Genomic DNA, 21,523 nt, shown 5'->3' with positions numbered 1-21,523 from the left:
TCCCAATAGAGTGATTTCCGGGAGGCTGGGGCGACTCTGCGTGTCCGTCAGGCGAATTCGGGAGCGAGCTGCTCGGCGATCTCGTAGGTGTTCAGCGCCGCACCCTTGCGCAGGTTGTCCCCGCACACGAAGAAGTCCAGCGTGTTCGGGAAGTCCAGCGCCTGCCGCACCCGGCCCACGTAGGTCGGGTCGCCGCCGACGACCTCCGCCGGGCTCGGGAACTTCCCGTTCGCCGGGTCGTCGACCAGCACGATCGTCGGCTGGGCCGCGAACACCTTGTGCGCCGCCTCCACCGTCACCTCACGCGCGAACGTGGCGTGCACGGCCAGCGAGTGCGTGGTGACCACCGGGACGCGGACGCAGGTCGCGGACACCTTGAGGTCCGGGATCCCGAGGATCTTGCGCGACTCGTTGCGGACCTTCAGCTCCTCGGAGAACCAGCCGTCGCCCTTGTAGGAACCGGCGGCGGGCACGACGTTCAAGGCCAGCGGCGTGCCCGCGAACGGGGTGTCCGCCAGCGGCAGCCCGGCCGCCTCCAGCTCGGCCCGCACGTCCCCGGCCGTCGCGCCCAGGCCCTTGCCGGACACCGCGGCCAGCTCGGCCTGCAGCCGGTCGATGCCGGGCTGGCCGGCGCCGGAGGCCGCCTGGTAGGACGCGACCACCAGCTCGGTCAGCCCGAACTCGCGGTGCAGCGCACCGAGCGCCGCCATCATCGACAGGGTGGTGCAGTTCGGGTTGGCGATGATGCCGCGCGGCCGCTCCCGCACCTTGTCGGCGTTGACCTCGGGCACCACCAGGGGCACCTCGTCGTCCATCCGGAACGCGCCCGAGTTGTCGACCGCGATCGCGCCGCGCTCCGCGGCGACCGGCGCCCACTCGGCGGACACCTCGTCCGGCACGTCGAACATCGCGACGTCGACGCCGTCGAAGGCCTCCGGGGAGAGTGCGACGACGGTCAGCTCCTCGCCGCGCACGGTGATCTTCTTGCCCGCCGACCGCGGCGAGGCGATCAGGCGGATCTCCCCCCACGGAACGCTTTCCCGCGCGTTGATGATGTCGATCATGACGGTGCCGACCGCGCCGGTCGCGCCGACCAGAGCCAACGTTGGTGCCATGTCAGCGACCACTCCCTGCGTAGACCACGGCTTCCTCGTCGCCGCCCAGTTCGAACGCCTCGTGGATCGCGCGCACCGCGTCGTCCAGCTGCGCGTCCCGGATCAGGACCGAGATCCGGATCTCCGAGGTGTTGATGATTTCGATGTTGACGCCGACCTTGGCCAGCGCCTCGCAGAAGGTCGCGGTGACGCCCGGGTGCGAGCGCATGCCCGCGCCCACCAGCGACACCTTCCCGACCTGGTCGTCGTAGAGCACGGAGTCGAACTCCAGCTCGCCCTTCAGCTTCTCCAGCTCGGCGACGGCCTTGGGGCCGTTGGCCTTGGACAGCGTGAAGGTGATGTCGGTGCGGCCGGCGGTGTTGGACACGTTCTGCAGCACCATGTCGATGTCGATCTCGGCGTCGGCGATGACCCGGAAGATCCGCGCCGCAGCGCCGGCGTGGTCCGGCACCCCGGTGACGGTGACCTTGGCCTCCGACCGGTCGTGCGCCACACCGGTGATCAACGCTTGTTCCACGGGGATCTCCTCAATCGAACCGGCCACCGTGGTGCCCGGCTTGTCGCTGTAGGACGAACGAACCCGGATCGGCACGCCGTAGCGGCGGGCGTACTCGACCGAGCGCAGGTGGAGGATCTTCGACCCGCTCGCGGCGAGTTCCAGCATCTCCTCGTACGGAATGGTGTCGAGTTTGCGCGCGTTGGTCACGATCCGCGGGTCGGCGGTGTACACGCCGTCCACATCGGAGTAGATCTCGCACACGTCCGCGTCCAGCGCCGCGGCCAGCGCCACCGCGGTGGTGTCCGAACCGCCGCGGCCGAGGGTGGTGATGTCCTTGGTGTCCTGCGCGACGCCCTGGAACCCGGCGACCAGCGCGATGTAGCCCTGCTCGAGGGCTTCGGTGACCCGGCTGGGCGTCACGTCGATGATGCGCGCGTTGCCGTGCACACCCGTCGTGACCACGCCCGCCTGGGACCCGGTGAACGACCACGCCTCGGAACCGTGTGCCGAAATCGCCATCGCGACAAGCGCGTTGGAGATGCGTTCACCCGCGGTGAGCAGCATGTCCATCTCTCGTTCGGGCGGCACCGGGTTGACCTGCTGGGCCAGGTCGAGCAACTCGTCGGTGGTGTCACCCATGGCGGAGCACACGACGACCACGTCGTTGCCCGCCTTCTTGGTGGCCACGATCCGTTCGGCCACGCGCTTGATGCGATCAGCGCTCTCCAGCGACGAACCGCCGTATTTCTGGACCACGAGCGCCACTTGTCTGCCGACCTCCTACTTCGCACCTTTCGCAGCAGCCTACCGGGGGTTAGGCGCTCAGCCACCCGGTAATGTGGCTCCGACCACTGCACCTGGTCACCGGCGTGGGAAAATGTCTAACCTGTTTTGCCCCAATCTTCAAAAACGAACCAGAGGCGATGGCGTGGAGGCAGTGAGCGGCACCGCGGAACGGCGCGGCGAAGCGGCCGCTGGCCTGCCGCTAAACCTCGGGGGACCGCTGTCGAGACGCAGCACACTCCTGCTGCCGGCGCTGGTCTACCTCGGTGTGCGGGCTCTCGGTGTTGTGGTGCTCACGGTGTTCGCCGCCGTGCACGACACGAGCCTGTGGTCGCGGCTGACCGCGTGGGACGGCGAGTGGTACCTGAAGATCGCCGCCCACGGCTACGACCTCGGCCCCATTCCGGACGCCTTCGACGTGCCGAACCCGTTCACCTCCCGGGCCTTCTTCCCGGCGTACCCGTTCCTGATCCGGGTGCTGACGCCGCCGTTCGGTGCGACCGCAGCCGCGCTGATCATCTCGCTGGTCGCCGGGTTGTGCGCCGCCTACGGCCTGGCCCGGCTCGGGCGGATCGTGCGCGGCGGTTCACGGCGGGCCGGCCACATCCTGGTCGCGTTGTTCGCGGCGACGCCGATGAGCATCGCGTTGTCGATGGCCTACACTGAGGCGCTGTTCTGCGCGCTGGCCGTGTGGACGCTCGTCGCGCTGCTGGAGCGGCGGTGGGAGCTGGCCGGCGTGTGCTGCCTGGCCGCAGGGCTGGTGCGGTCGACCGCGCTGGCGCTGATCATCGCGGTCGCGGTCGCCGCGGTGACCGCACTGGTGCGCCGCACGGACGGTGTCCGGCCGCTGGCCGCGCTGGCGCTGGCCCCCGCCGGGTTGTTCGGTTACCTGTGGTGGACCGGTCTGCGGGTGCACCCGGGCGCCGGCCTGGCCGAGCAGCTGAGCACGTGGTCCGACCTGGAGTGGCAGGGCTGGCTGACGCGGTTCGACGGCGGGCTGTCCACGGCGCAGTTCGTAGCCGAGGTGCTCACCGGCAGCAACACGGCGATGAGCGTGCTGACGGTCGGGGTGATCGCGGGCGCGCTGGCCGGGTTCGTGGTGCTGGTGCGCCAGCGCCGGGAGGCGGTGCTGGCGGTGTACGCCGCCGGGGTCATGTTCCTCTGCCTGGCATCGAGCAGCCTGATGCACGCGAAGCCGCGGTTCCTGCTGCCCGCCTTCACGCTGCTGGTCCCGGTGGCGATCGCGCTGGCGAAGCGGCGGACCGCAACGGTCGTGCAGGTGTGCTCGGCTGTCGCGCTGCTGAGTGCGTGGTTCGGCGCGTACGCGCTCACCGTCTGGGAATATGCCGTGTGATGCGCAAACCGGCCGAATCCAGTGTTCCCCTGACGGACGTGATCGCCGAGCGGTGGAGCCCGCGGGCGCTCGACGAGACGCGGGAGGTGAGCTGGGACCAGCTGCGGGCGCTGCTGGAGGCGGCGCGGTGGGCGGCGTCGTTCGGCAACACGCAACCGGCGCGGTTCCTCGCCGGGCGGCGCGGGGACGCCACGTTCCGGCAGATCCTCGGCACGCTGACCGAGCGGAACCAGGCGTGGGCACACCGGGCGGGCGCCCTGCTGGTGGCGGTCGTGGTGACCCGCAACGACAAGGGTGAGATCCCCTACGCCGAGTACGGGCTGGGCCTGGCCGCGCAGAACCTCGTGCTCCAGGCGGTCGCGGAGGGCCTGGTGGCGCACCAGATGGCCGGGTTCGACGCGGACGAAGTGCGCACCCGGTTCGCGGTGCCCGCCTTCGCGGTCCCGCGCGTGGCGATCGCCGTCGGGCACGCCGGGGACCCCGCGGTGCTCGGGGTGGCGAAGCTGATCGAGCGGGAACGCTCGTCGCGGCGACGGCTGCCGCTGGGCGAGTTCGCCTACACCGGCGAGTGGGGCGCGCCCGCCTTCTGACCGGCCCTCGGCGGTGGTGCGGTCAGCCGACGCCGGCACCGCCGAGGCGCCGGACGAGGCGGGTCACGATCGACGAGACCACCAGCCAGAAGATCGCCGCGATGCCGTAGTTCACCAGGACGCGCAGCTTCTCGTCCGCGGGCTCGAACAGGTCCTTGAACCCGAGCGACAGGCCGTCGGACCAGTCGCGCGCGAACGCCACGATCCCGTTGTCCGGGTTGGCGCCGCCGACCACGAAGATGACGTGCAGCACCAGGATGAGCGCGAAGATCAGGCCGACCCAGCGGACGATGCCGGCGATCAGCCCGACCACCTGGTCCCTCACGCGCCCCCAGTTCACCTGGCGCTGGGCGCGCGCGGGACGCTTGTCCTCATCGACGTCGCTCTGGCGCTTCTCGGCGTGCTCGGCCATGCCGGAGAGTTTCCCACGCCCGCCGCCACTTGGCTACCTGCGAGTAACCGACCGGGGCGCTTTTCATCATCATCACGACCGGGATACAGTGGCTCCGTGGCGCGTGCTCTCCTGCTTCGCTGCCGCGACGGGGCCTGATCCGGACCGGCCCCCCGTCGCGGGGCTTCGTCACGCCGCCGGTCGCCCGATCATCCGGCAGGAGAGTTTCCCAGCATGACCACCAGCTCCGATCCCACCGTGAGCCGCATTCGCAAGCCGTCCCGCCCCGCCCCGGCCGACCAGCCCGCGTGGAACGCGCAGCGCGGCAGTTCGATGCCGTTCCACCGGTACCAGCCCTGGTACAAGCTGGTGGAGAACATCGAGCTGCCCGACCGGACCTGGCCCGACAAGCGCATCGAACGCGCGCCGCTGTGGTGCGCGGTGGACCTGCGTGACGGCAACCAGGCCCTGATCGACCCGATGTCGCCGGCGCGCAAGCGCAAGTTCTTCGACCTGCTCGTCCGCATGGGCTACAAGGAGATCGAGGTCGGCTTCCCGGCGGCGAGCCAGACCGACTTCGACTTCGTGCGGGAGATCATCGAGGACGGCGCGATCCCCGAGGACGTGCGCATCCAGGTGCTGACCCAATGCCGCCCGGAGCTGATCGAGCGCACGTTCGCCTCGCTGGAGGGCGCGCCGCAGGCCATCGTGCACATCTACAACTCCACGTCGATCCTGCAGCGCCGCGTGGTGTTCCGCGAGGAGCGCGAGGGCATCAAGAAGATCGCTCTGCAGGCCGCCGACCTGGTGGTGGAGTACGCACAGAAGTACTCCGACACCGACTTCCGGTTCCAGTACTCGCCGGAGTCCTACACCGGCACCGAGCTGTCCTACGCCGCCGAGGTGTGCAACGCGGTCACCGACATCTGGCAGCCCACGCCGGAGCGGCCGGTGATCCTGAACCTGCCCGCGACCGTGGAGATGGCCACCCCGAACGTCTACGCCGACTCGATCGAGTGGATGGGCCGCAACCTGGACCGCCGCGATGCGGTGATCCTCTCGCTGCACCCGCACAACGACCGCGGCACCGGTATCGCGGCCGCGGAGCTGGGCTACCAGGCCGGCGCGGACCGCATCGAGGGCTGCCTGTTCGGCAACGGTGAGCGCACCGGCAACGTGGACCTGGTCGCGCTGGGCATGAACATGTTCAGCCAGGGCATCGACCCGCAGATCGACTTCTCCGACATCGACGAGATCAAGCGCACCGTCGAGTACTGCAACCAGCTGCCCGTGCACGAACGCACCCCGTGGGGCGGCGACCTGGTGTTCACCGCGTTCTCCGGCAGCCACCAGGACGCGATCAACAAGGGCTTCGACGCGCTGCACCGCGCCGCGGAGAAGGCCGGCGTACCGGTCGACGAGTTCCCGTGGGAGGTGCCCTACCTGCCCATCGACCCGAAGGACGTCGGCCGCAGCTACGAGGCCGTCATCCGGGTCAACTCGCAGTCCGGCAAGGGCGGCGTCGCCTACATCATGAAGACCGAGCACCAGCTCGACCTGCCGCGGCGGCTGCAGATCGAGTTCTCCCAGGTCATCCAGCGCTACACCGACAGCGAAGGCGGCGAGGTCGACCCGCGGACCATGTGGGACGCGTTCGCCCGCGAGTACCTGGAGGCCGAGACGCCGCTGCAGCTGATCAACCAGCACGTCACGGCCAACGGCGACTACCAGCTGCGTGCCACCGTCCGCGTGGACGGCGAGGAGCAGGAGATCACCGGTACCGGCAACGGTCCGATCGCGGCGTTCTTCGACGCGCTGTCCACCGTGGGCTACGACCTGCGGCTGCTGGACTACAGCGAGCACACGCTGACCCCCGGCGACGACGCGAAGGCGGCCTCGTACATCGAGTGCGCCGTCGGCGACAAGGTGTTCTGGGGTATCGGGATCGACCCGTCCATCGTGACGGCGTCCCTGCGTGCCGTGGTGTCCGCGGTCAACCGCGCCCACCGCTGACGCGACACGGCCGGCCGCCGATCCGGCGGCCGGCCGTCTCCTTCCCTCAGCTCGCGACCGCGGCCAGCATGCCGGGCTCGTACGAGCCGCCCTGGTTGCGCACGATCACGTTCATCCGGTTGGCCGCGTTGATCAGGCCGACCAGGGCGACGAGCGCGGTGATCTGCTCGTCGTCGTAGTGCTCGCGCACCTGCGCCCACGTCTCGTCCGACACGCCCTGGTGGTGGTCGGCCAGCCGGGTGCCCTCCTCGACGAGTGCCAGCGCCGCACGCTCCGCCGCGGTGAACACCGTGGCCTCGCGCCACACCGCGACCAGGTTCAGCCGGACCGCGGTCTCCCCCGCGGCCGCCGCCTCCTTGGTGTGCATGTCGACGCAGGGCGCGCAGCCGTTGATCTGGCTGGCACGCAGCGAGACCAGCTCCTGGGTGGAGACCGGCAGCGTCGACTGCTGGAGCACCGTGTGCAGGTTGGCGAACCGCTTCATGAGCTTGGCGCCGATCTCGGTGGCGGCCATGTCGATGCGGGGTGCCATGTCTGTCGTCCTCCTCGTGGTCGGTGACCGTCTACGCACACGAGGCACCGGCCGGACCGCAGACGTGACAGTGACCTCCGCCACAACCAGTGAGGTCAGTTGTTCTCGAACGACCAGAGCGTTTCGGTCCTGGTCAAGGAGGTGCTCAACAGGACAGAGCCTTGGACCACCTTGGTGGCGCTCTCCTTCCAGTCGAACCGGCACCTCGCCCAGGTCCCGTGCCCGTGCGGGTTGCGGCAGAGCCGGGCGTTGTCCCAGTGCTTGCCGGTGTACTGCTCGATGACCGCCATCACCGCACGTCCGTCGGACGATCCGTCCTGCACGTACACCACGTCGCCGTCGTACCGGATGCACACCTTGGTGTGCTCGGGGCCGGTGCCGCAGCGGTCGTGGGGCCCCGGGGCGGACACCTTGGCGCCGTCCTGGCACGTGTACAGGGACACGTCGCACGACCCGAAGAACTGGGGTTCGCCAGGCGCAGCCGCGGCAGTCGGGGCCGCGGCCACGACGATGCCGGCGGTCGCCAAGGTGGCCATCGCCCAGGACATGACTCGTCGCATGATCGGTTTCGGTGATTTCACCCGGCGCATCATGCCGGACCGCGTGTCACAGCTACGAGCAGGGTTGGTCAGTTGATCTTGAACAACCAGTGGCCTCCGACCTTCGTCACGGAGCGATTCAGCAGAACACCTGGGCGGCGTCCTGATGACCGCGATCGCCGCACATCCGTCGGACGATCCGTCCTGCAGGTACCCGACACCGGGGCGGGCACCCTGGCGGTCACGCCTTGCGGGTCACCGCCTCGGCTTCGGCGTGCAGCAGCTCCAGCACGGTGGCCACCGGAGGGCGGGTGCCGGTCCCGGTGCGCAACACGGCTTCGATGAGGCGCGCCGCGCGGATACCGGCCAGCGGGCGGCGCACGATCCGCCTCGACCAGGTACCGGCGAGCGTGTACCGCGGCAGCAGCGCGATACCGTGCCCCGCGGCGACCAGCGCCTCGATGATCCGGAAGTCGTTGATGCGCTGCGTGACCTGCGGCCGCACCCCGGTCCGGACCGCGAGCGAGCGCAGCACGTCGTCGACCGGGAAGCCGACGTCCACCGAGATCCACTGTTCCCCGGCCAGCTCGGTGAGGTCCACCCGCCTCCGGCGGGCCAGCCGGTGCCCGCCCGGGAGCGCGACGTCCAGCGGTTCCCGCAGCAACGGCACCACGTCCAGCCGTGCGGACGGGAACGGCTCGGCGTGCTCGTCCCGGTGGGTGACCACGATGTCGAAGTCCGCCACCAGCTCCGGCACCTCGCGCGGGGTCATGTCGAGGTAACGCACCTCGACGTCCAGCCCCTCGACCTCGCCCAACCGGTGCAGCAGACCGGGCAGCAGCATCAATGCCGCGGACGGGAAGATCGCCACCCGCACCCGCCCGTGCGGCAGGCTGCGGAAGACGTCCAGCGCGGCCTCCGCCCGGTCCAGCGCGGCGATCACCTCGTCCGCGTGCACCACCAGCGTCCGGCCGGCGTCGGTCAACCGCAGACCGCGCCCGGCCGGTTCGGTCAACACCAGCCCGACCTCCGCCTGCAATGCCCTGAGCTGCTGCGACACCGCCGAGGGCGTGCAGTGCAACGCCTTCGCGGCGGCCGTCACGCTGCCCCGGTCGGCGAACTCGCGCAGCACCCGCAACCGGCCGACATCCATGAAGGAACGCTACACGGTGGCTGCAAACATTCTCGATTGTTCTTCACAGTTACCGCAGGCACGCTGGAGAGGTCCCACCCACCGCCCCCCCCCCTCAAGGAGGCGCTGCGCGCCCATGTCTCTACGCGACCGTCTCCTCGCCCTGTTCGTCGTCGTCCTGTGGGGTCTGAACTTCATCGCGATGCACCCCATGCTCGGCCACTTCCCGCCGCTGTTCGCCGGAGCGCTGCGCTTCGCGGTCATCGCGGTCCCCACGATCCTGTTCATCCCGCGGCCGAAGGTGCCACTGCGCTGGCTGATCGGCTTCGGCCTGTGGTTCGGCACCGGCCAGTTCGCGTTCCTGTTCATCGCGCTCACCCACGGCATGCCGACCGGGCTGGCGTCGCTCGTGCTGCAGGCGTCGGCACCGTTCACCGTCCTGCTCGGCGGCCTCTTCCTGCGGGAACCGCTGTCGGCGCGGCAGCTGAGCGGGATCCTCGCGGCGGTCGCCGGGATGGGCGTGATCGCCTGGCACCGCGCGGAGAACGCGGCGCTGCTGCCGGTCGTGCTCACCCTGCTCGGCGCGGTGAGCTGGGCCGCCGGCAACATCTGCTCGCGCCAGGCCCGGCCGGACAACCCGGTCCACCTCACGCTGTGGATGTCCGTGGTGCCGCCGATCCCGATGCTCACGCTGTCCACGATCTTCGAGGGCCCGGCGGCGCAATGGCACTCGCTGGCCACGCTCGGCACGGCCGGGGGACTGGCCGGGCTGGCCGGGTTCGCCTACGTCGTGCTCGTCGGCACGGTCCTCGGGTCGAGCATCTGGACCGTCCTCATGCGCCGCAACCCGGCGAACGTGGTGGCGCCGTTCTCCCTGCTCGTGCCGGTGATCGGCATGTCCGCCGCGTTCGTCGCGCTGGACGAGACCCCGGCGCTGGTCGAGGTGCTGGCCGGCGCGGTCGTGGTGGCGGGCGTGCTGTTCGGCTCGCTACCCAGGCGTCAGCGCTCGGCGGAGGCGCGCTCGGCCGAGTTCGTCTCCTCGTGACGCCGGCCCATCCGCTTCTTGACCACCAGGCTGATCACCACGCCCGCCACGATGGCGACAACCAGCGCGATGTAGGAGAACCGGGACAGCCACTTCTCCGCGACCACGCCGAGCGTGTACACCAGGGCCGTCGTGCCGCCGGCCCAGGCGATCCCGCCCAGCGCGTTCGCCAGGAGGAACCGCGGGTAGTGCATGTGCAGCGACCCGGCCAACGGACCGCACAGAATGCGCAGAATTGCGACGAACCGCCCGAAGAAGACCGCCCACATGCCCCGTTTCCGGAACATCCGTTCCGCGGTGTGCACGTGGTCCGGGCCGAAATGCTTCGGGAATTTCCGCCCGGCCCAGTCGAACAGCCGCTGCCCGCCCTTGCGCCCGATCACGTAACCGATGCTGTCCCCGATGATGGCGCCGCCGCTGCCGACGATGCCGACCACCCAGGGGTTCAGCCCGCTGTGCTGCGACGCCAGCAGCGCCGCGCTGACCAGCACGATCTCGCCCGGCAGCGGGACCCCGAGGCTCTCGCACGCGATCACCAGGCCCACTGCCAGGTAGACGAGGAGCGGCGGGATGGTCTCCAGCCACTGGTCGATGTGCACCGGTCGGACTCCCTACTCGGACACGGGCGGAACTGCCGTCAGGGTACCCGTCTCAGGGCTCCAGCAATTCCGCCACCGACGCGGCCTGCGGAACCGCGGAATCGGGTGACGACCGCGCGTTCACCAATTCCGGTTCCACCTCGTGCGGCGTGATGCGCCCGGCCTGGATGTCCTCCGCCCAGTGGCAGGCCACCCGGTGTCCCGCGCCGAGCTCACGCAGCGCGGGCCGCTCGGTGTCGCACCGGGTCTCCTGCCGCCACGGGCAGCGGGTGTGGAACCGGCAACCCGACGGCGGGCTGGCCGGCGAGGGCAGATCGCCGGCCAGCAGGATCTGCTCCCGGCTGTCCTCGACGACCGGGTCCGGCACCGGGATCGCCGACAGCAGCGCGCGCGTGTACGGGTGCAGCGGCTCGTCGTACAGCGTCCCCGCGTCGGTCTCCTCGACCAGCGAACCCAGGTACATCACCCCGATGCGGTCGGAGATGTGCCGGACCACGGCGAGGTCGTGGGCGATCACCAGATAGGTCAGGCCGAGCGAGTCCTGCAGCTCCTCGAGCAGGTTGATCACCTGCGCCTGCACGGACACGTCCAGCGCGGACACCGGCTCGTCGGCCACGATCAGATCCGGCTCGACGGCCAGCGCCCGCGCGATCCCGATGCGCTGCCGCTGCCCGCCGGAGAACTCGTGCGGGTACTTCCGCAGCGAGTTCTCGGCCAGCCCGACCGCGTCCAGCAGCTCGCGCAAACGCTTGCGGGTGCTCTCCGGACCCTTGTCCAGGCCGTGCGCCCGCATGCCCTCGACGAGGATCGATTCGACCGACTGCCGCGGGTCCAGGCTGGACAGCGGGTCCTGGAACACCATCTGCATCCGGCGCCGCATCTTCCGCAGCGCCTCGCCCTTGAGCGTGGACAGGTCGACGCCGTCGAACACCGCCCGCCCGCCGGTCGGCTCGACCAGCCGCAGCAGGCTGCGGCCGAGCGTGGTCTTGCCACAACCGGACTCGCCGACCAGGCCGTAGGTCTCGCCACGCCGGATCTCCAGGTCCACGCCGTCGACGGCGTAGACGTGACCGACCGTGCGGTCCAGCACGAGGCCGCGCTTGATCGGGAAGTGCACTTCCAGGCCTTCGGTGTGCACCAGCGGTTCGGACATCAGCGCACCCCCTCGCCCGCCGCGACCGGGCGGCCCACCGGATTGTGGCACCGCAGCATGCCGCCGGAGTCCGCGCCGAGCTCGGGCGTGACCTCGCGGCAGACGTCCAGCGCGTTCGGGCAGCGCGGCGCGAACGCGCAACCCTGCGACCACGGGATGTTGTCCGCGACGGAGCCCTTGATCGGCACCAGCTTCTCCCCGCGCGGCGCGTCCAGCCGCGGGATCGAGGACAGCAGGCCGTGGGTGTACGGGTGCCGGGCAGCGGCGAACAGCGCGTGCCGCTCCGCGCGCTCGACGATCCGCCCGCCGTACATGACGTTCACCTCGTCGCACAACCCCGCGACCACGCCGAGGTCGTGGGTGATCATGATCAGCGCCGTGCCGGTGTCGCGCACCAGCTCGGACAGCAACGCCAGGATCTGCGCCTGGATCGTCACGTCCAGCGCGGTCGTCGGCTCGTCCGCGATCAGCAGCCGCGGGCGGCAGGCCAGCGCGATCGCGATGAGCGCGCGCTGCCGCATGCCGCCGGAGAGCTGGTGCGGGTACTCCGACAGGCGCCGGTCCGGGTCCGGGATGCCGACGCGGTCGAGCAGGTCCGCGGCCTCCACCCGGGCCTGCTTGCGCTCCATCTTGCGGTGCCGTTCCAGCACCTCGGTGATCTGCAGACCGATCGGGATCACCGGGTTCAGTGACGACAGCGGGTCCTGGAACACCATGCCGAGGTCGCGGCCCCGCCGGTCGCGCAGCTGCCGGTCGGACAGCTGCAGCAGGTCGGTGTCCTCGAACAGGACCTCGCCGGAGACGGTCGCGCCCCGCTTCGGCAGGAGGCCCATGATCGCCAGCGCAGTGACCGACTTGCCGCTGCCCGACTCGCCGACCAGGCCGACCGTGCGGCCCGGCTCGACCTCGAAGCCGACCCCGTCGACCGCCGTGAACGGCCGGGTTCCCTTGCGGTGGAACACCACCGACAGGTCGTGTACTCGCAGAAGACTCAACGCGTTACCGCCTGTTCTTCGGGTCGAGCGCCTCGCGCAGCGACTCACCGAGCAGTGTGAACCCCAGCGCCACCACGATGATCGCGATGGCCGGGTAGAACGCCAGGCTCGGCTTGACGTCCAGCAGGGACTGGGCCTGGGCCAGCATCAGGCCCCACTCCGCCCGGCTGGTGTTGTTGTCGCCGAGGCCGAGGAACGACAGGGCGGCCACGTCGATGATCGACGTCGCCAGCGTCAGGGTGGCCTGCACGACCACCGGGCCGAGTGAGTTGGGCAGCATGTGCCGGAACACGATCGTGCGGCGCCGCACACCCAGCGCGGTCGCCGCCAGCGCGTGGTCGCTCGACCGCTGCGCGAGCATCGCCCCGCGCAACAGCCGGGCGAACACCGGCACGCTCACCACCGCCACCGCGATGATGACCGTCCACTGTGTCCCCTGGGAGAACAGCGCCGCGATCGAGATCGCCAGCAGCAGCGAGGGAATCGCGAGCAAGATGTCGGTGAACCGCATCAGCAGCGTGTCCACCCAGCCGCCCAGCGCGCCGGCCAGCCCGCCGATGACCATGCCGATCGTCAACCCGATCAACGTGGCGACCACACCGACGATCAGCGTCTGCCGCGCGCCGACCAGCAGCCGGGAGAAGAAGTCGTACCCGCGGTGGTCGCTGCCGAGCACGAACCCGTCCATCGGCCCGGGGATGAAGTCCGGCCGCAGGTTCACGCGCAGCTCGTCGTAGGGGATGTAGGGGTTCTTCGGTGCCAGGAACGGGGCCAGGATCGCCAGCAGCACGAACAGAACCGTGATGACCGCGCCGATGATCGCCACCGGGTTGCGCGACATCCGCTTCACCGCGTCCGCCGCCAGGCTGGTGCCGCCGGACTCCGCGAGGTCGTCGATGCGTTCGGCCTTGCGCCGCAACATGGAGGTCATCGCACCCGCACCCTCGGATCGATGATCGCATACGAGATGTCGACCAGGAGGTTGACCAGGACGTACACCGTCGCGGCCAGCAGCAGCAACGCCTGCAGCCGCGGGTAGTCCCGGCGTTCGATGCCCTGGGCCAGCAGCGCGCCGAGCCCGTTCCAGTTGAACACCTTCTCGGTCAGCACGGCGCCGGCCAGCAGCAGACCGGTCTGCAGGCCGATCGTGGTCGACACCGGCAGCAACGCGTTGCGCAGCACGTGCCGCTGCCGGATCGTCGCCGTGGTCAGGCCCTTGGACTCCGCGGTGCGCACGAAGTCCTCCTGCTGCACGTCCAGCACGGAGGCCCGGGTGATCCGCACGATCACCGCGAACGGGATGCTGGCCAGCGCGATCGACGGCAGGATCAGGTGCTTGATCGCGTCCCAGGTCGCGTCCAGCTCACCGGTGAGCAGGCCGTCCAGGGTGAAGAAGCCGGTGATGTGCGTGGCGTCGATGGTCACGTCCTGGCGGCCCGAGGGCGGCAGGACACCCAGCTTCTGCGCGAACACGTACTTGAGCAGCACACCGAAGAAGAACACCGGCACCGCGACCCCGACCAGCGTGGTGAGCACGGTCGCGTTGTCCAGGAACCGGCCGCGGTAGCGCGCGGCGAGGTATCCCATCGGGATGCCGAACCCGACGGCGAGGACCAGCGCGGCCAGGGACAGTTCGACCGTGGCGGGGAACGCCCGCGCGATCTCGGTGAGCACGCCGTCGCCGCTGATCAGGGACGCGCCGAAGTCACCGGTGAGGATCCGGCCGAGGAACTTGAAGTACTGGACCGGGATCGGCTGATCCAGTCCGAGCACGTTGTTCATCGCCGCGACCTTCTCCGGCGTCGCCTTGTCGCCGAGCAGCGCGGTGGCGGGACCACCGGGCAGCAGGCGGAGCCAGGCGAAGACCAGGACAGAGAGCACGAGGAGCGTCGGGATCGCTTGCAGCAACCGACGGATCACGAATCGGAGCATGTGATCGCCTCAGTCCGCGCGGCGGCGGGAAAGCCTGCGCCTCCCCGCCGCCGGGAGCGGAACTCAGCCCTTGGTGACCGTGTAGAAGCGCTCGTCGGTCAGCGGGGTCGGGACCAGGCCCTTGACGTTCCCGCGGACCACGATCGCCGGCGGGGACGACGACAGCGGGACCGCCGGGACGTACTGGGAGATCAGCACGCTGGCGTTCTCGTAGGCGGCCTTCTTCGCGTCCGGCGTGGCCTGGGCATCCGCAGTGGACAGTGCACTGAAGATCTGCGGGTTGTCGAAACCGAACTCCGGCTTCGGCCGCCCGAAGAACGTGCCGATGAAGTTGCCCGCGTCGGCGTAGTCACCGGTCCAGCCGAGCAGGTGCAGGTCCTGCTTGCCGGCCTTCTGCACGGAGTCCTTGTACCCGCCGTTCCACGGCTCCTGGACCACGTTGACCTTGATGCCGACCGCCTTCAGGTCGTCGGTGACCGCGGCGGCGATGTCCACCGGGTTCGGCATGTACGGCCGCGTGACCTCGGTCGGCACGTAGAAGTTCAGCGCCAGGTCCGAGGCGCCGGCCTGGGCCAGCAGCTGCCGGGCCACGTCCGGGTTGTAGCTGTCCTTCTCCACCGCGTCGGTGTGTCCGGGCACGTTGTTCGGCAGGAACTGGTCCTGCGGATAGGCGCCCTGCGGCAGCCGGTTCTTGACGAGCTGGTCCTTGTTGATGGCGAACTCGATCGCCTTGCGGACCCGCACGTCCTTGAGCTTCGGGTTGTTCTTCTGGTTGATGCCCAGGTAGAGGATGTTGAACGCGGGCCGGATCAGCACCTGGTCGCCGGCCTGCTTGAGCGAGTTGTAGTCCGCCGGGTTCGGGTAGTCGTAGCCGTCGATGGTGCCGGCCGCGAGCTCCTGCTTGCGGGCGTTCTCGTCCGGGATGATCTTGAAGATGAGCTTGGCGGTCTTGGCCTTCTCGCCCCAGTAGTCCTCGTTGCGGACCAGGGTGATCGTGTTGTTCGCCTTGTCGAAGCTGTCGAACTTGTACGGGCCGGTACCGGTCGGGTGGTCGGTGGCGTAGGGCGAGTAGGTGAACGCCTCGCCGCTCTGCGTCACGGTGTCGGCGTTGTACTTCTTCAGCGCGTCCGGGCTGGACATCGACAACGAGGTCAGGCCGAACGCGTCCGGGAACGCACCCTTGGGCTTGTTGAGGTGGAGAACGGCGGTGTGGTCGTCCTTGGCCTCGCAGCTCTTGTAGACGGGCTGGCCGGTGGTGTCGGCCTCGTTCTTGGCGAAGCCCTCGAAGACGTCGCCGTAGTAGATCATCTGGCTCTGGGCGGCGGCGCCCTTCATGTTGTACCAGCGGTCGAAGTTGAAGCAGACCGCCGCGGCGTTGAAGGGGGTGCCGTCGTGGAACTTGACGCCCTGGCGCAGCGTGAAGGTCCAGGTCTTGTTGCCGTCGCTCGGTGTCCACGCCGTGGCGAGCGCGCCCTGCAGCTCGGTGGTACCCGGCTTGTAGGTGACCAGGGTGTCGAACATCTGGCGGGCGGGGCGGAAACTCTCGCCGTCGTCGTTGAAGATCGGATCGAAGTTCTTCGGGGCTCCGGCCGCCCCGAAGATGAAGGTGTCGCTGGCGCCGTTGTTGCCCGAGCCGCGCTCGGAGGCGCAAGCGGCCGCCGTGACCGCGAGGGCGCCGGCAAGCCCGATCAGGGCGATGCGGCGCAACCCACCTGCCCGCGTTGGGAGCATGCTCGCACTCCTTGTGGAAGTTCCAGTATGTGATCGACGACACTAATGGGATGTGGCGAGTTCGGTAAGCGTGTGAGGTTACGATCGCGCTACGTAAAACGAGACAAAACGGCGCATACCGTTCAAAAAGTTACGAAAAGTTCTCACGCTGCGTAAGACCGGACGAAAGCACTAACCCGTCCGGATGTACGTGCCCGCGGGTCCCATCGACCGCGAACCAACCCCGTTCGAACTGCTGCCAAGCGGCGAGCGGACCACGAACACCCTCGCCGTCCCGCCGGACCGCCCGGGCCAGCCGGGTCTCCGGATCCGGCCCCTCGACCCAGCACAGGGCGGACAGCGCGGGGCGGATCGATGCCCGGCCGGCGGACACGCCCTCCAGCACGAGCACGTCGACCGGGTGGACCGTGCGGATCGGCCCGGGTCGTGGTGCACCAGTGGTCCAGTCCACTGGGCGGTAGACCGCGGGGCGGCCGGCGGCCAGCGGCCGGAGCACTTCGGTGACCAGCCGCGGCCACCACGCCACCGGGTCGTCCCAGGTCGCGTAGTGGTCGGTCGCGACCAGACCGGTCGTCACGCCGCGGGCGCGGAAGGCGTCGACGAGCCGCGCGGCGAAGGTGGTCTTGCCGGCGCCGGACGGGCCGTCCACGGCGACCAGCCGGACCCGCCCCCACCGGGGCGGGCCGGCCAGCACGTCGTCGACCAGCGTCACAAAGCGCGGCGGCCGGACAGGGCGCGGCCGAGGGTCAGCTCATCGGCGAACTCCAGGTCACCGCCCATCGGCAGACCCGACGCGAGCCGCGTCACGGCCAAGCCGGGGAAGTCCCGCAGCATCCGCACCAGGTAGGTCGCGGTGGCCTCGCCCTCCGTGTTCGGGTCGGTCGCGATGATCACCTCGGTGACCTGCTCCGCGCCGAGCCGGGCCAGCAGCTCGCGGATGCGCAGCTGGTCCGGGCCGATGCCGGACAGCGGGTCGAGCGCGCCACCCAGCACGTGGTAGCGGCCCTTGAACTCGCGGGTGCGCTCGACCGCGAGCACGTCCTTGGGCTCCTCGACGACGCAGATCAGCGCCGTGTCCCGCCGCGGGTCCCGGCAGATGCGGCACTGCTGTTGCTCGGAGACGTTGCCGCAGATCTCGCAGAACTGCACGCCTTCGCGGACCTTGCCGAGCACGTCCTGCAGCCGGGCGATGTCGGCCGGGTCGGCGGCCAGCAGGTGGAAGGCGATCCGCTGCGCGCTCTTCGGGCCGATGCCGGGCAGGTGCCCCAGCTCGTCGATCAGGTCCTGGACTACCCCTTCGTACAACGGGGCCCGCTACGTCAGGCCGGGCAGACCGAGTCCGCCGAGGTCGGGCATGCCGCCACCGCCGCCGAGAGCGCCGGCGACCGGGCCGAGCTTCTCCTCGGTGAGCTTCTGCGCGCTCGCCATCGCGTCCCGCACCGCGGCGACGACCAGGTCGGCGAGCGTCTCGGTGTCGTCGGGGTCGACCACCTTCGGGTCGATCTGCAGGGACTTGAGCTCCATGCCGCCGGTGACGGTCGCGGTGACCAGACCGCCGCCGGACGTGCCGGTCACCTCGGTGCGGGCGAGCTCCTCCTGCGCGGCGACGAGCTGCTGCTGCATCTGCTGCGCCTGCTGGAGGATGGCCTGCATGTCGGGCATTCCACCGCCGGGTTGCACCATGATCCCCGTTTCGTCGCTCCTGTGCTGTGGGTTCCAGCGTAGCTCGGACGGCTGTGGCACCGTGTTCGCCGTGCGCAGTCGTATCGGCCTGGTCCTGAGCTGGGTGTTGCTGGTCGCCGCGTGTTCCCCGGCGGTGGCCCCAGTGGCTCCCTCGTCGTCCCCGGTGGTTCCGTCGTCGTCGGCTCCGGCGCCGTCCTCCCCAGCGCCGTCTTCCCCAGTGCCGTCCTCCCCAGCGCCGTCGTCGGTGCCGCCGCGGAAGGCGGTGACGGTGGTGCTCGATCCCGGGCACAACGGCGGCAACGCGGGCCGGCCGGGAGTGATCAACGCGCCGGTGCCGGCCGGGCGCGGGCAGACGAAGCCGTGCAACACCACGGGCACCGCGACCGGTCGCGGGTATCCGGAGCACGCGTTCACCTGGGACGTGGCGCAGCGGACCGGCGCGCTGCTGTCGGCGCAGGGGGTGCGGGTGGTGTACACGCGCACCGACGATTCCGGCGTGGGACCGTGTGTGAACGAACGCGCGGCGATCGGGAACCGTGCCGGGGCGGACGCGGTGGTGTCGATCCACGCGGACGGCTCCACCGCAGCCGGCGCGCGCGGCTTCCACGTGGCGTACTCGAGCCCGCCGTTGAACGCCGCGCAGGGCGAGCCGTCACTGGAACTGGCCCGGGCGCTGCGGTCCGGGATGGCCGCGGGCGGGTTCCCGGTGTCGAACTACCTGGGTTCGGACGGGTTGGCGCCCCGGAACGACCTGGCCGGGCTGAACCTGTCCGACCGCCCCGCGGTGCTCGTGGAATGCGGGAACATGCGCAACGCCGTCGATGCCGCGTTGATGTCCACTGTGGACGGGCGGCAGCGGTATGCCGCGGCTGTCGCTTCCGCGGTGATTTCGTACCTGGCCCACTACGCGGGTTTCTGACCGGGCGGGCTGTCGTCCGCCGGTCCGTGGTCAGTCGATCGGCTGGGCGCCCAGGTGCTCGGCCAGCAGGCGGCGCGCCAGTTCCTCCGGGTCGGTCTGCGGGGCGGGCACCACGTCCGGCACGGGGCCTCCCGCGTCGGCCATCGCCGTTTCCTCGTCCTCCGGCTCGGGCGGGAGGGGGATGTCGTCCGCGGGTTCCGGCGGCGGCTCGCGCCGGGCCGCCGGCTCCGGCGCTGGTGCCGGCGCGGCGGCCGGGGTGGGGCGCTGGAACGTCCGCTGCTGCGGCGCCTCACGCTGTGGCGGGTTCGGGCGCGGCGCCGGGCCGTCCCGGCGAGCCGAACCGCCGCCACCACCACCGTGCACGCAGCGCACCTGCCACGTGCCGCCGAGCACCTCGTGCAGGGCACCGGCGATGAAGTCGGCGTTGCGCGGCTCCGACAACCGGCGCGCCAGGGGTTCCGCGCTGTGCGCCAGCGTCACCAGCGAGCCCTCCACGCTCTGCACCGTCGCGTTGATCATCATCGCCTCGGTGCTGCGGCTCGTCTTGCGGATCGCGGCCAGCAGGTCCGGCCAGACCCGCCGGATCGCGGCCGCGTCGATCCCGCCGGGTGCGGTGGCTCCGGTGGCTTCAGCGACTCCGGCTGCACCGGTGGCCTCAGCTGCTTCGGGGGGTGCGACCGGTTCGGTGGGACGGCGCACCGGCGCCTCCGGCGCGGGACGCGACGCGGTTTCGGCCACCGGCCGCGGCCCGCCGGGGGCGGCAGTTCCCGCTGCGGCAACCTCCGGGGCCGCAGCGGACTCCGGGCGCGGTGCCGGGCCGGGGGCTGCGGCGGGTTCGGCCGCGCGGCGGACGGGAGCTTCCGGGGCGGGACGTGACCTGGCCGATGCGGCCTCCGCCGCCGGGCGGGACGGCTCACCGGACGCCGTGTCCGGCGCCGATCCAGCTGCCGGGCGCTGCGAGGGCCGCTGGAAGCGTTCCGGCGCGGGCGCCTGGCCGTCGGACGGCGGCAGGCTTCCGCCGCCGCTCACCGTGACCCGGCGTTCCAGCCGCTCCAGCCGTTGCAGCACGGCGGCCTCGCCCTCCGACGCGGACGGCAGCAGCATCCGCGCGCACAGCAGCTCGAGCAGCAGCCGCGGAGCCGTCGCGCCGCGCATCTCCAGCAACCCGTTGTGCACGATCTCCGCGTACCGGGTCAGGGTCGCCAGGCCAGCGCGCTCGGCCTGCGCCGTCATCCGGTCCAGCTCGTCGGCGGGCGCGGACACCAGGTTGCGCGCCGCCGCGTCCGGCACCGACCGCAGCAGCACCAGGTCACGCAGGCGGTCGAGCAGGTCGCTGGCGAACCGGCGCGGCTCGTGCCCGGCCTCGACCAGCCGGTCGACCGTGCCGAACACCGCGGCCGAGTCGTCTGCGGCGAGGCCGTCGATCATGTCGTTGATCAGGGCCGAGTCGGTGACGCCGAGCAGCGAGATCGCCCGGTCGTAGGTGACGCCGTCCGGGCCCGCGCCGGCCAGCAGCTGGTCCAGCACCGACTGCGTGTCGCGCGCCGAGCCGCCGCCGGCGCGGATCACCAGCGGGTACACGGCCGGGTCGACGTGGATGCCCTCGGCAGCGACGTTGCGTTCCAGCAGGTCGCGCATGGCACTGGGCGGGATCAGCCGGAACGGGTAGTGGTGGGTGCGCGACCGGATGGTCGGCAGCACCTTGTCCGGCTCGGTGGTGGCGAAGATGAAGATCAGGTGTTCCGGCGGCTCTTCGACGATCTTGAGCAGGGCGTTGAAGCCCTGCGTGGTGACCATGTGCGCCTCGTCGATGATGAACACCCGGTACCGGGATTCGGCCGGTGCGTAGAAGGCGCGGTCGCGGAGTTCGCGGGCGTCGTCGACGCCACCGTGGCTGGCCGCGTCGAGCTCGGTGACGTCGATGCTGCCGGGACCCTCGGGCGCCAGCGCGCGGCAGGAGTCGCACTTGCCGCAGGGGTCGGGGGTGGGGCCTTCGACGCAGTTCAGGGAGCGGGCCATGATCCGCGCGCTGGAGGTCTTGCCGCAGCCGCGCGGCCCGGAGAACAGGTACGCGTGGTTGATGCGGCCCGCCGTCAGGGCGGCACGCAGCGGTTCGGTGACGTGCTCCTGCCCGACGACCTCGGCGAAGGTCGCCGGACGGTACTTGCGGTAGAGAGCCAGGGCCACGAAGCGAGAGTACCGGCCCCCACCGACAACCCAACGCACGCTGGTCCCCACCGGTCGCGCCCAGCGCCCGCCAAGGCGAGGAGCTCGCACCGCGGGGGTCCGGGGGGTCGCCCCCCGGGAAGACACCGCGGACGAAGTCCCCTTCGTGCAAGGGCAGTCCCTTGACGAAGGGGACCCCCGCACCCGTCAGAGCCTGCTTATCCTTGCTGCCTTCCGGCCCTGGGGAGGTTCACAGGATGGACGCCGCGGGGGTCCGCCTTCAGTGTACCTACCCGGTGGTCGCGCCCGGCGCCAGGTCGTAGACCGTGCTGCCGCCCACCGTCTGAGCAGT

At 70.6% G+C, this 21,523-nt stretch carries 21 protein-coding genes and 1 other RNA gene; 5 read left to right on the top strand and 17 right to left on the bottom strand.

The features are described 5' to 3' along the window. Positions 1-47: 47 nt before the first annotated feature. A complete protein-coding gene (locus FHX46_RS02915) occupies positions 48-1,115 on the bottom strand; it encodes an aspartate-semialdehyde dehydrogenase (protein WP_167110395.1) in 1,068 nt (355 codons plus the stop codon). A gap of 1 nt (position 1,116) precedes the next feature. Beyond that, entirely contained in the window at positions 1,117-2,379 is a 1,263-nt protein-coding gene (locus FHX46_RS02910; protein WP_167110393.1) for an aspartate kinase, read from the bottom strand. Between the two features lie 172 nt (positions 2,380-2,551). On the opposite strand from FHX46_RS02910, the gene FHX46_RS02905 reads away from it, so the two are divergent. Together FHX46_RS02905 and FHX46_RS02900 are read left to right on the top strand one after the other, a co-directional pair. Further along, positions 2,552-3,751 (top strand): mannosyltransferase family protein, encoded by a 1,200-nt coding sequence (locus FHX46_RS02905; RefSeq protein WP_313886004.1) that lies wholly within the window; start codon positions 2,552-2,554, stop codon positions 3,749-3,751. Beyond that, the gene (locus tag FHX46_RS02900) at positions 3,751-4,341 is read left to right on the top strand and encodes a nitroreductase family protein (protein ID WP_167110389.1); all 591 of its coding nucleotides are present in this window, start codon (positions 3,751-3,753) and stop codon (positions 4,339-4,341) included. Before FHX46_RS02905 ends, FHX46_RS02900 begins: the two co-directional genes overlap by 1 nt. A gap of 22 nt (positions 4,342-4,363) precedes the next feature. Here FHX46_RS02900 and FHX46_RS02895 read toward each other — a convergent pair whose 3' ends face one another. Continuing rightward, entirely contained in the window at positions 4,364-4,753 is a 390-nt protein-coding gene (locus FHX46_RS02895; RefSeq protein WP_167110387.1) for a hypothetical protein, read from the bottom strand. A gap of 213 nt (positions 4,754-4,966) precedes the next feature. Here FHX46_RS02895 and leuA point away from each other — a divergent pair, with 213 nt between their 5' ends. Further along, the gene (gene leuA, locus FHX46_RS02890; protein ID WP_167110385.1) at positions 4,967-6,745 is read left to right on the top strand and encodes a 2-isopropylmalate synthase; all 1,779 of its coding nucleotides are present in this window, start codon (positions 4,967-4,969) and stop codon (positions 6,743-6,745) included. A 46-nt stretch (positions 6,746-6,791) separates the two neighbouring features. On the opposite strand, the gene FHX46_RS02885 is transcribed toward leuA, so the two are convergent. From FHX46_RS02885 to FHX46_RS02875, 3 genes are all read right to left on the bottom strand, one after another. Then, positions 6,792-7,277, bottom strand: coding sequence for a carboxymuconolactone decarboxylase family protein (locus tag FHX46_RS02885; RefSeq protein WP_167110383.1), 486 nt, complete (start codon positions 7,275-7,277; stop codon positions 6,792-6,794). A gap of 95 nt (positions 7,278-7,372) precedes the next feature. Continuing rightward, entirely contained in the window at positions 7,373-7,837 is a 465-nt protein-coding gene (locus FHX46_RS02880; RefSeq protein ID WP_167110380.1) for a hypothetical protein, read from the bottom strand. Between the two features lie 220 nt (positions 7,838-8,057). Next, the gene (locus tag FHX46_RS02875) at positions 8,058-8,969 is read right to left on the bottom strand and encodes a LysR family transcriptional regulator (RefSeq protein WP_167110378.1); all 912 of its coding nucleotides are present in this window, start codon (positions 8,967-8,969) and stop codon (positions 8,058-8,060) included. A gap of 115 nt (positions 8,970-9,084) precedes the next feature. Between FHX46_RS02875 and FHX46_RS02870 the strand changes: the two genes are divergently transcribed. Continuing rightward, positions 9,085-9,993, top strand: coding sequence for an EamA family transporter (locus tag FHX46_RS02870; protein ID WP_167110376.1), 909 nt, complete (start codon positions 9,085-9,087; stop codon positions 9,991-9,993). On the opposite strand, the gene FHX46_RS02865 is transcribed toward FHX46_RS02870, so the two are convergent. The 9 genes from FHX46_RS02865 to FHX46_RS02825 form a co-directional block, all read right to left on the bottom strand. Then, complete coding sequence (locus tag FHX46_RS02865) at positions 9,948-10,592, bottom strand: DedA family protein (RefSeq protein ID WP_167110374.1); 645 nt, start codon at positions 10,590-10,592, stop codon at positions 9,948-9,950. The two genes, FHX46_RS02870 and FHX46_RS02865, sit on opposite strands and share 46 nt — an antisense overlap. 52 nt (positions 10,593-10,644) lie before the next feature. After that, positions 10,645-11,745 (bottom strand): ABC transporter ATP-binding protein, encoded by a 1,101-nt coding sequence (locus FHX46_RS02860; protein WP_167110372.1) that lies wholly within the window; start codon positions 11,743-11,745, stop codon positions 10,645-10,647. Beyond that, positions 11,745-12,740 carry an ABC transporter ATP-binding protein gene (locus FHX46_RS02855; protein ID WP_167110370.1) on the bottom strand — a complete coding sequence of 332 codons (996 nt, stop codon included), beginning with the start codon at positions 12,738-12,740 and terminating at the stop codon, positions 11,745-11,747. Before FHX46_RS02855 ends, FHX46_RS02860 begins: the two co-directional genes overlap by 1 nt. Positions 12,741-12,744: 4 nt before the next feature. Beyond that, positions 12,745-13,671 carry an ABC transporter permease gene (locus FHX46_RS02850; protein ID WP_167110368.1) on the bottom strand — a complete coding sequence of 309 codons (927 nt, stop codon included), beginning with the start codon at positions 13,669-13,671 and terminating at the stop codon, positions 12,745-12,747. Further along, on the bottom strand, positions 13,668-14,672 hold the full coding sequence (locus FHX46_RS02845) for an ABC transporter permease (RefSeq protein ID WP_167110366.1): 1,005 nt from the start codon (positions 14,670-14,672) through the stop codon (positions 13,668-13,670). The genes FHX46_RS02850 and FHX46_RS02845 overlap by 4 nt, the downstream gene beginning before the upstream one ends. 63 nt (positions 14,673-14,735) lie before the next feature. After that, a complete protein-coding gene (locus FHX46_RS02840) occupies positions 14,736-16,403 on the bottom strand; it encodes an ABC transporter substrate-binding protein (RefSeq protein ID WP_208399986.1) in 1,668 nt (555 codons plus the stop codon). A gap of 130 nt (positions 16,404-16,533) precedes the next feature. Then, complete coding sequence (locus tag FHX46_RS02835) at positions 16,534-17,097, bottom strand: uridine kinase (protein WP_167121048.1); 564 nt, start codon at positions 17,095-17,097, stop codon at positions 16,534-16,536. 14 nt (positions 17,098-17,111) lie between these two features. Then, complete coding sequence (gene recR, locus FHX46_RS02830) at positions 17,112-17,708, bottom strand: recombination mediator RecR (RefSeq protein ID WP_167103047.1); 597 nt, start codon at positions 17,706-17,708, stop codon at positions 17,112-17,114. Between the two features lie 9 nt (positions 17,709-17,717). Then, positions 17,718-18,086: a YbaB/EbfC family nucleoid-associated protein gene (locus tag FHX46_RS02825; RefSeq protein WP_167110364.1), complete on the bottom strand. Its 369-nt coding sequence runs from the start codon at positions 18,084-18,086 to the stop codon at positions 17,718-17,720. 217 nt (positions 18,087-18,303) lie between these two features. Here FHX46_RS02825 and FHX46_RS02820 point away from each other — a divergent pair, with 217 nt between their 5' ends. Beyond that, positions 18,304-19,005, top strand: a complete 702-nt coding sequence (locus FHX46_RS02820) for an N-acetylmuramoyl-L-alanine amidase (RefSeq protein ID WP_390622579.1) — start codon at positions 18,304-18,306, stop codon at positions 19,003-19,005. 30 nt (positions 19,006-19,035) lie between these two features. Here FHX46_RS02820 and FHX46_RS02815 read toward each other — a convergent pair whose 3' ends face one another. Next, positions 19,036-21,192, bottom strand: a complete 2,157-nt coding sequence (locus FHX46_RS02815) for a DNA polymerase III subunit gamma and tau (protein ID WP_167110361.1) — start codon at positions 21,190-21,192, stop codon at positions 19,036-19,038. Positions 21,193-21,355: 163 nt separating this feature from the next. After that, positions 21,356-21,452, bottom strand: an RNA gene (ffs, locus tag FHX46_RS02810) — signal recognition particle sRNA small type. Positions 21,453-21,523: the final 71 nt, after the last annotated feature.

It is taken from the genome of Amycolatopsis viridis, assembly GCF_011758765.1.
GTDB lineage: Bacteria > Actinomycetota > Actinomycetes > Mycobacteriales > Pseudonocardiaceae > Amycolatopsis_E > Amycolatopsis_E viridis.
The sequence above is the reverse complement of the archived record's forward strand: the minus strand, read 5'-3'. Positions and strand labels throughout refer to the sequence as shown.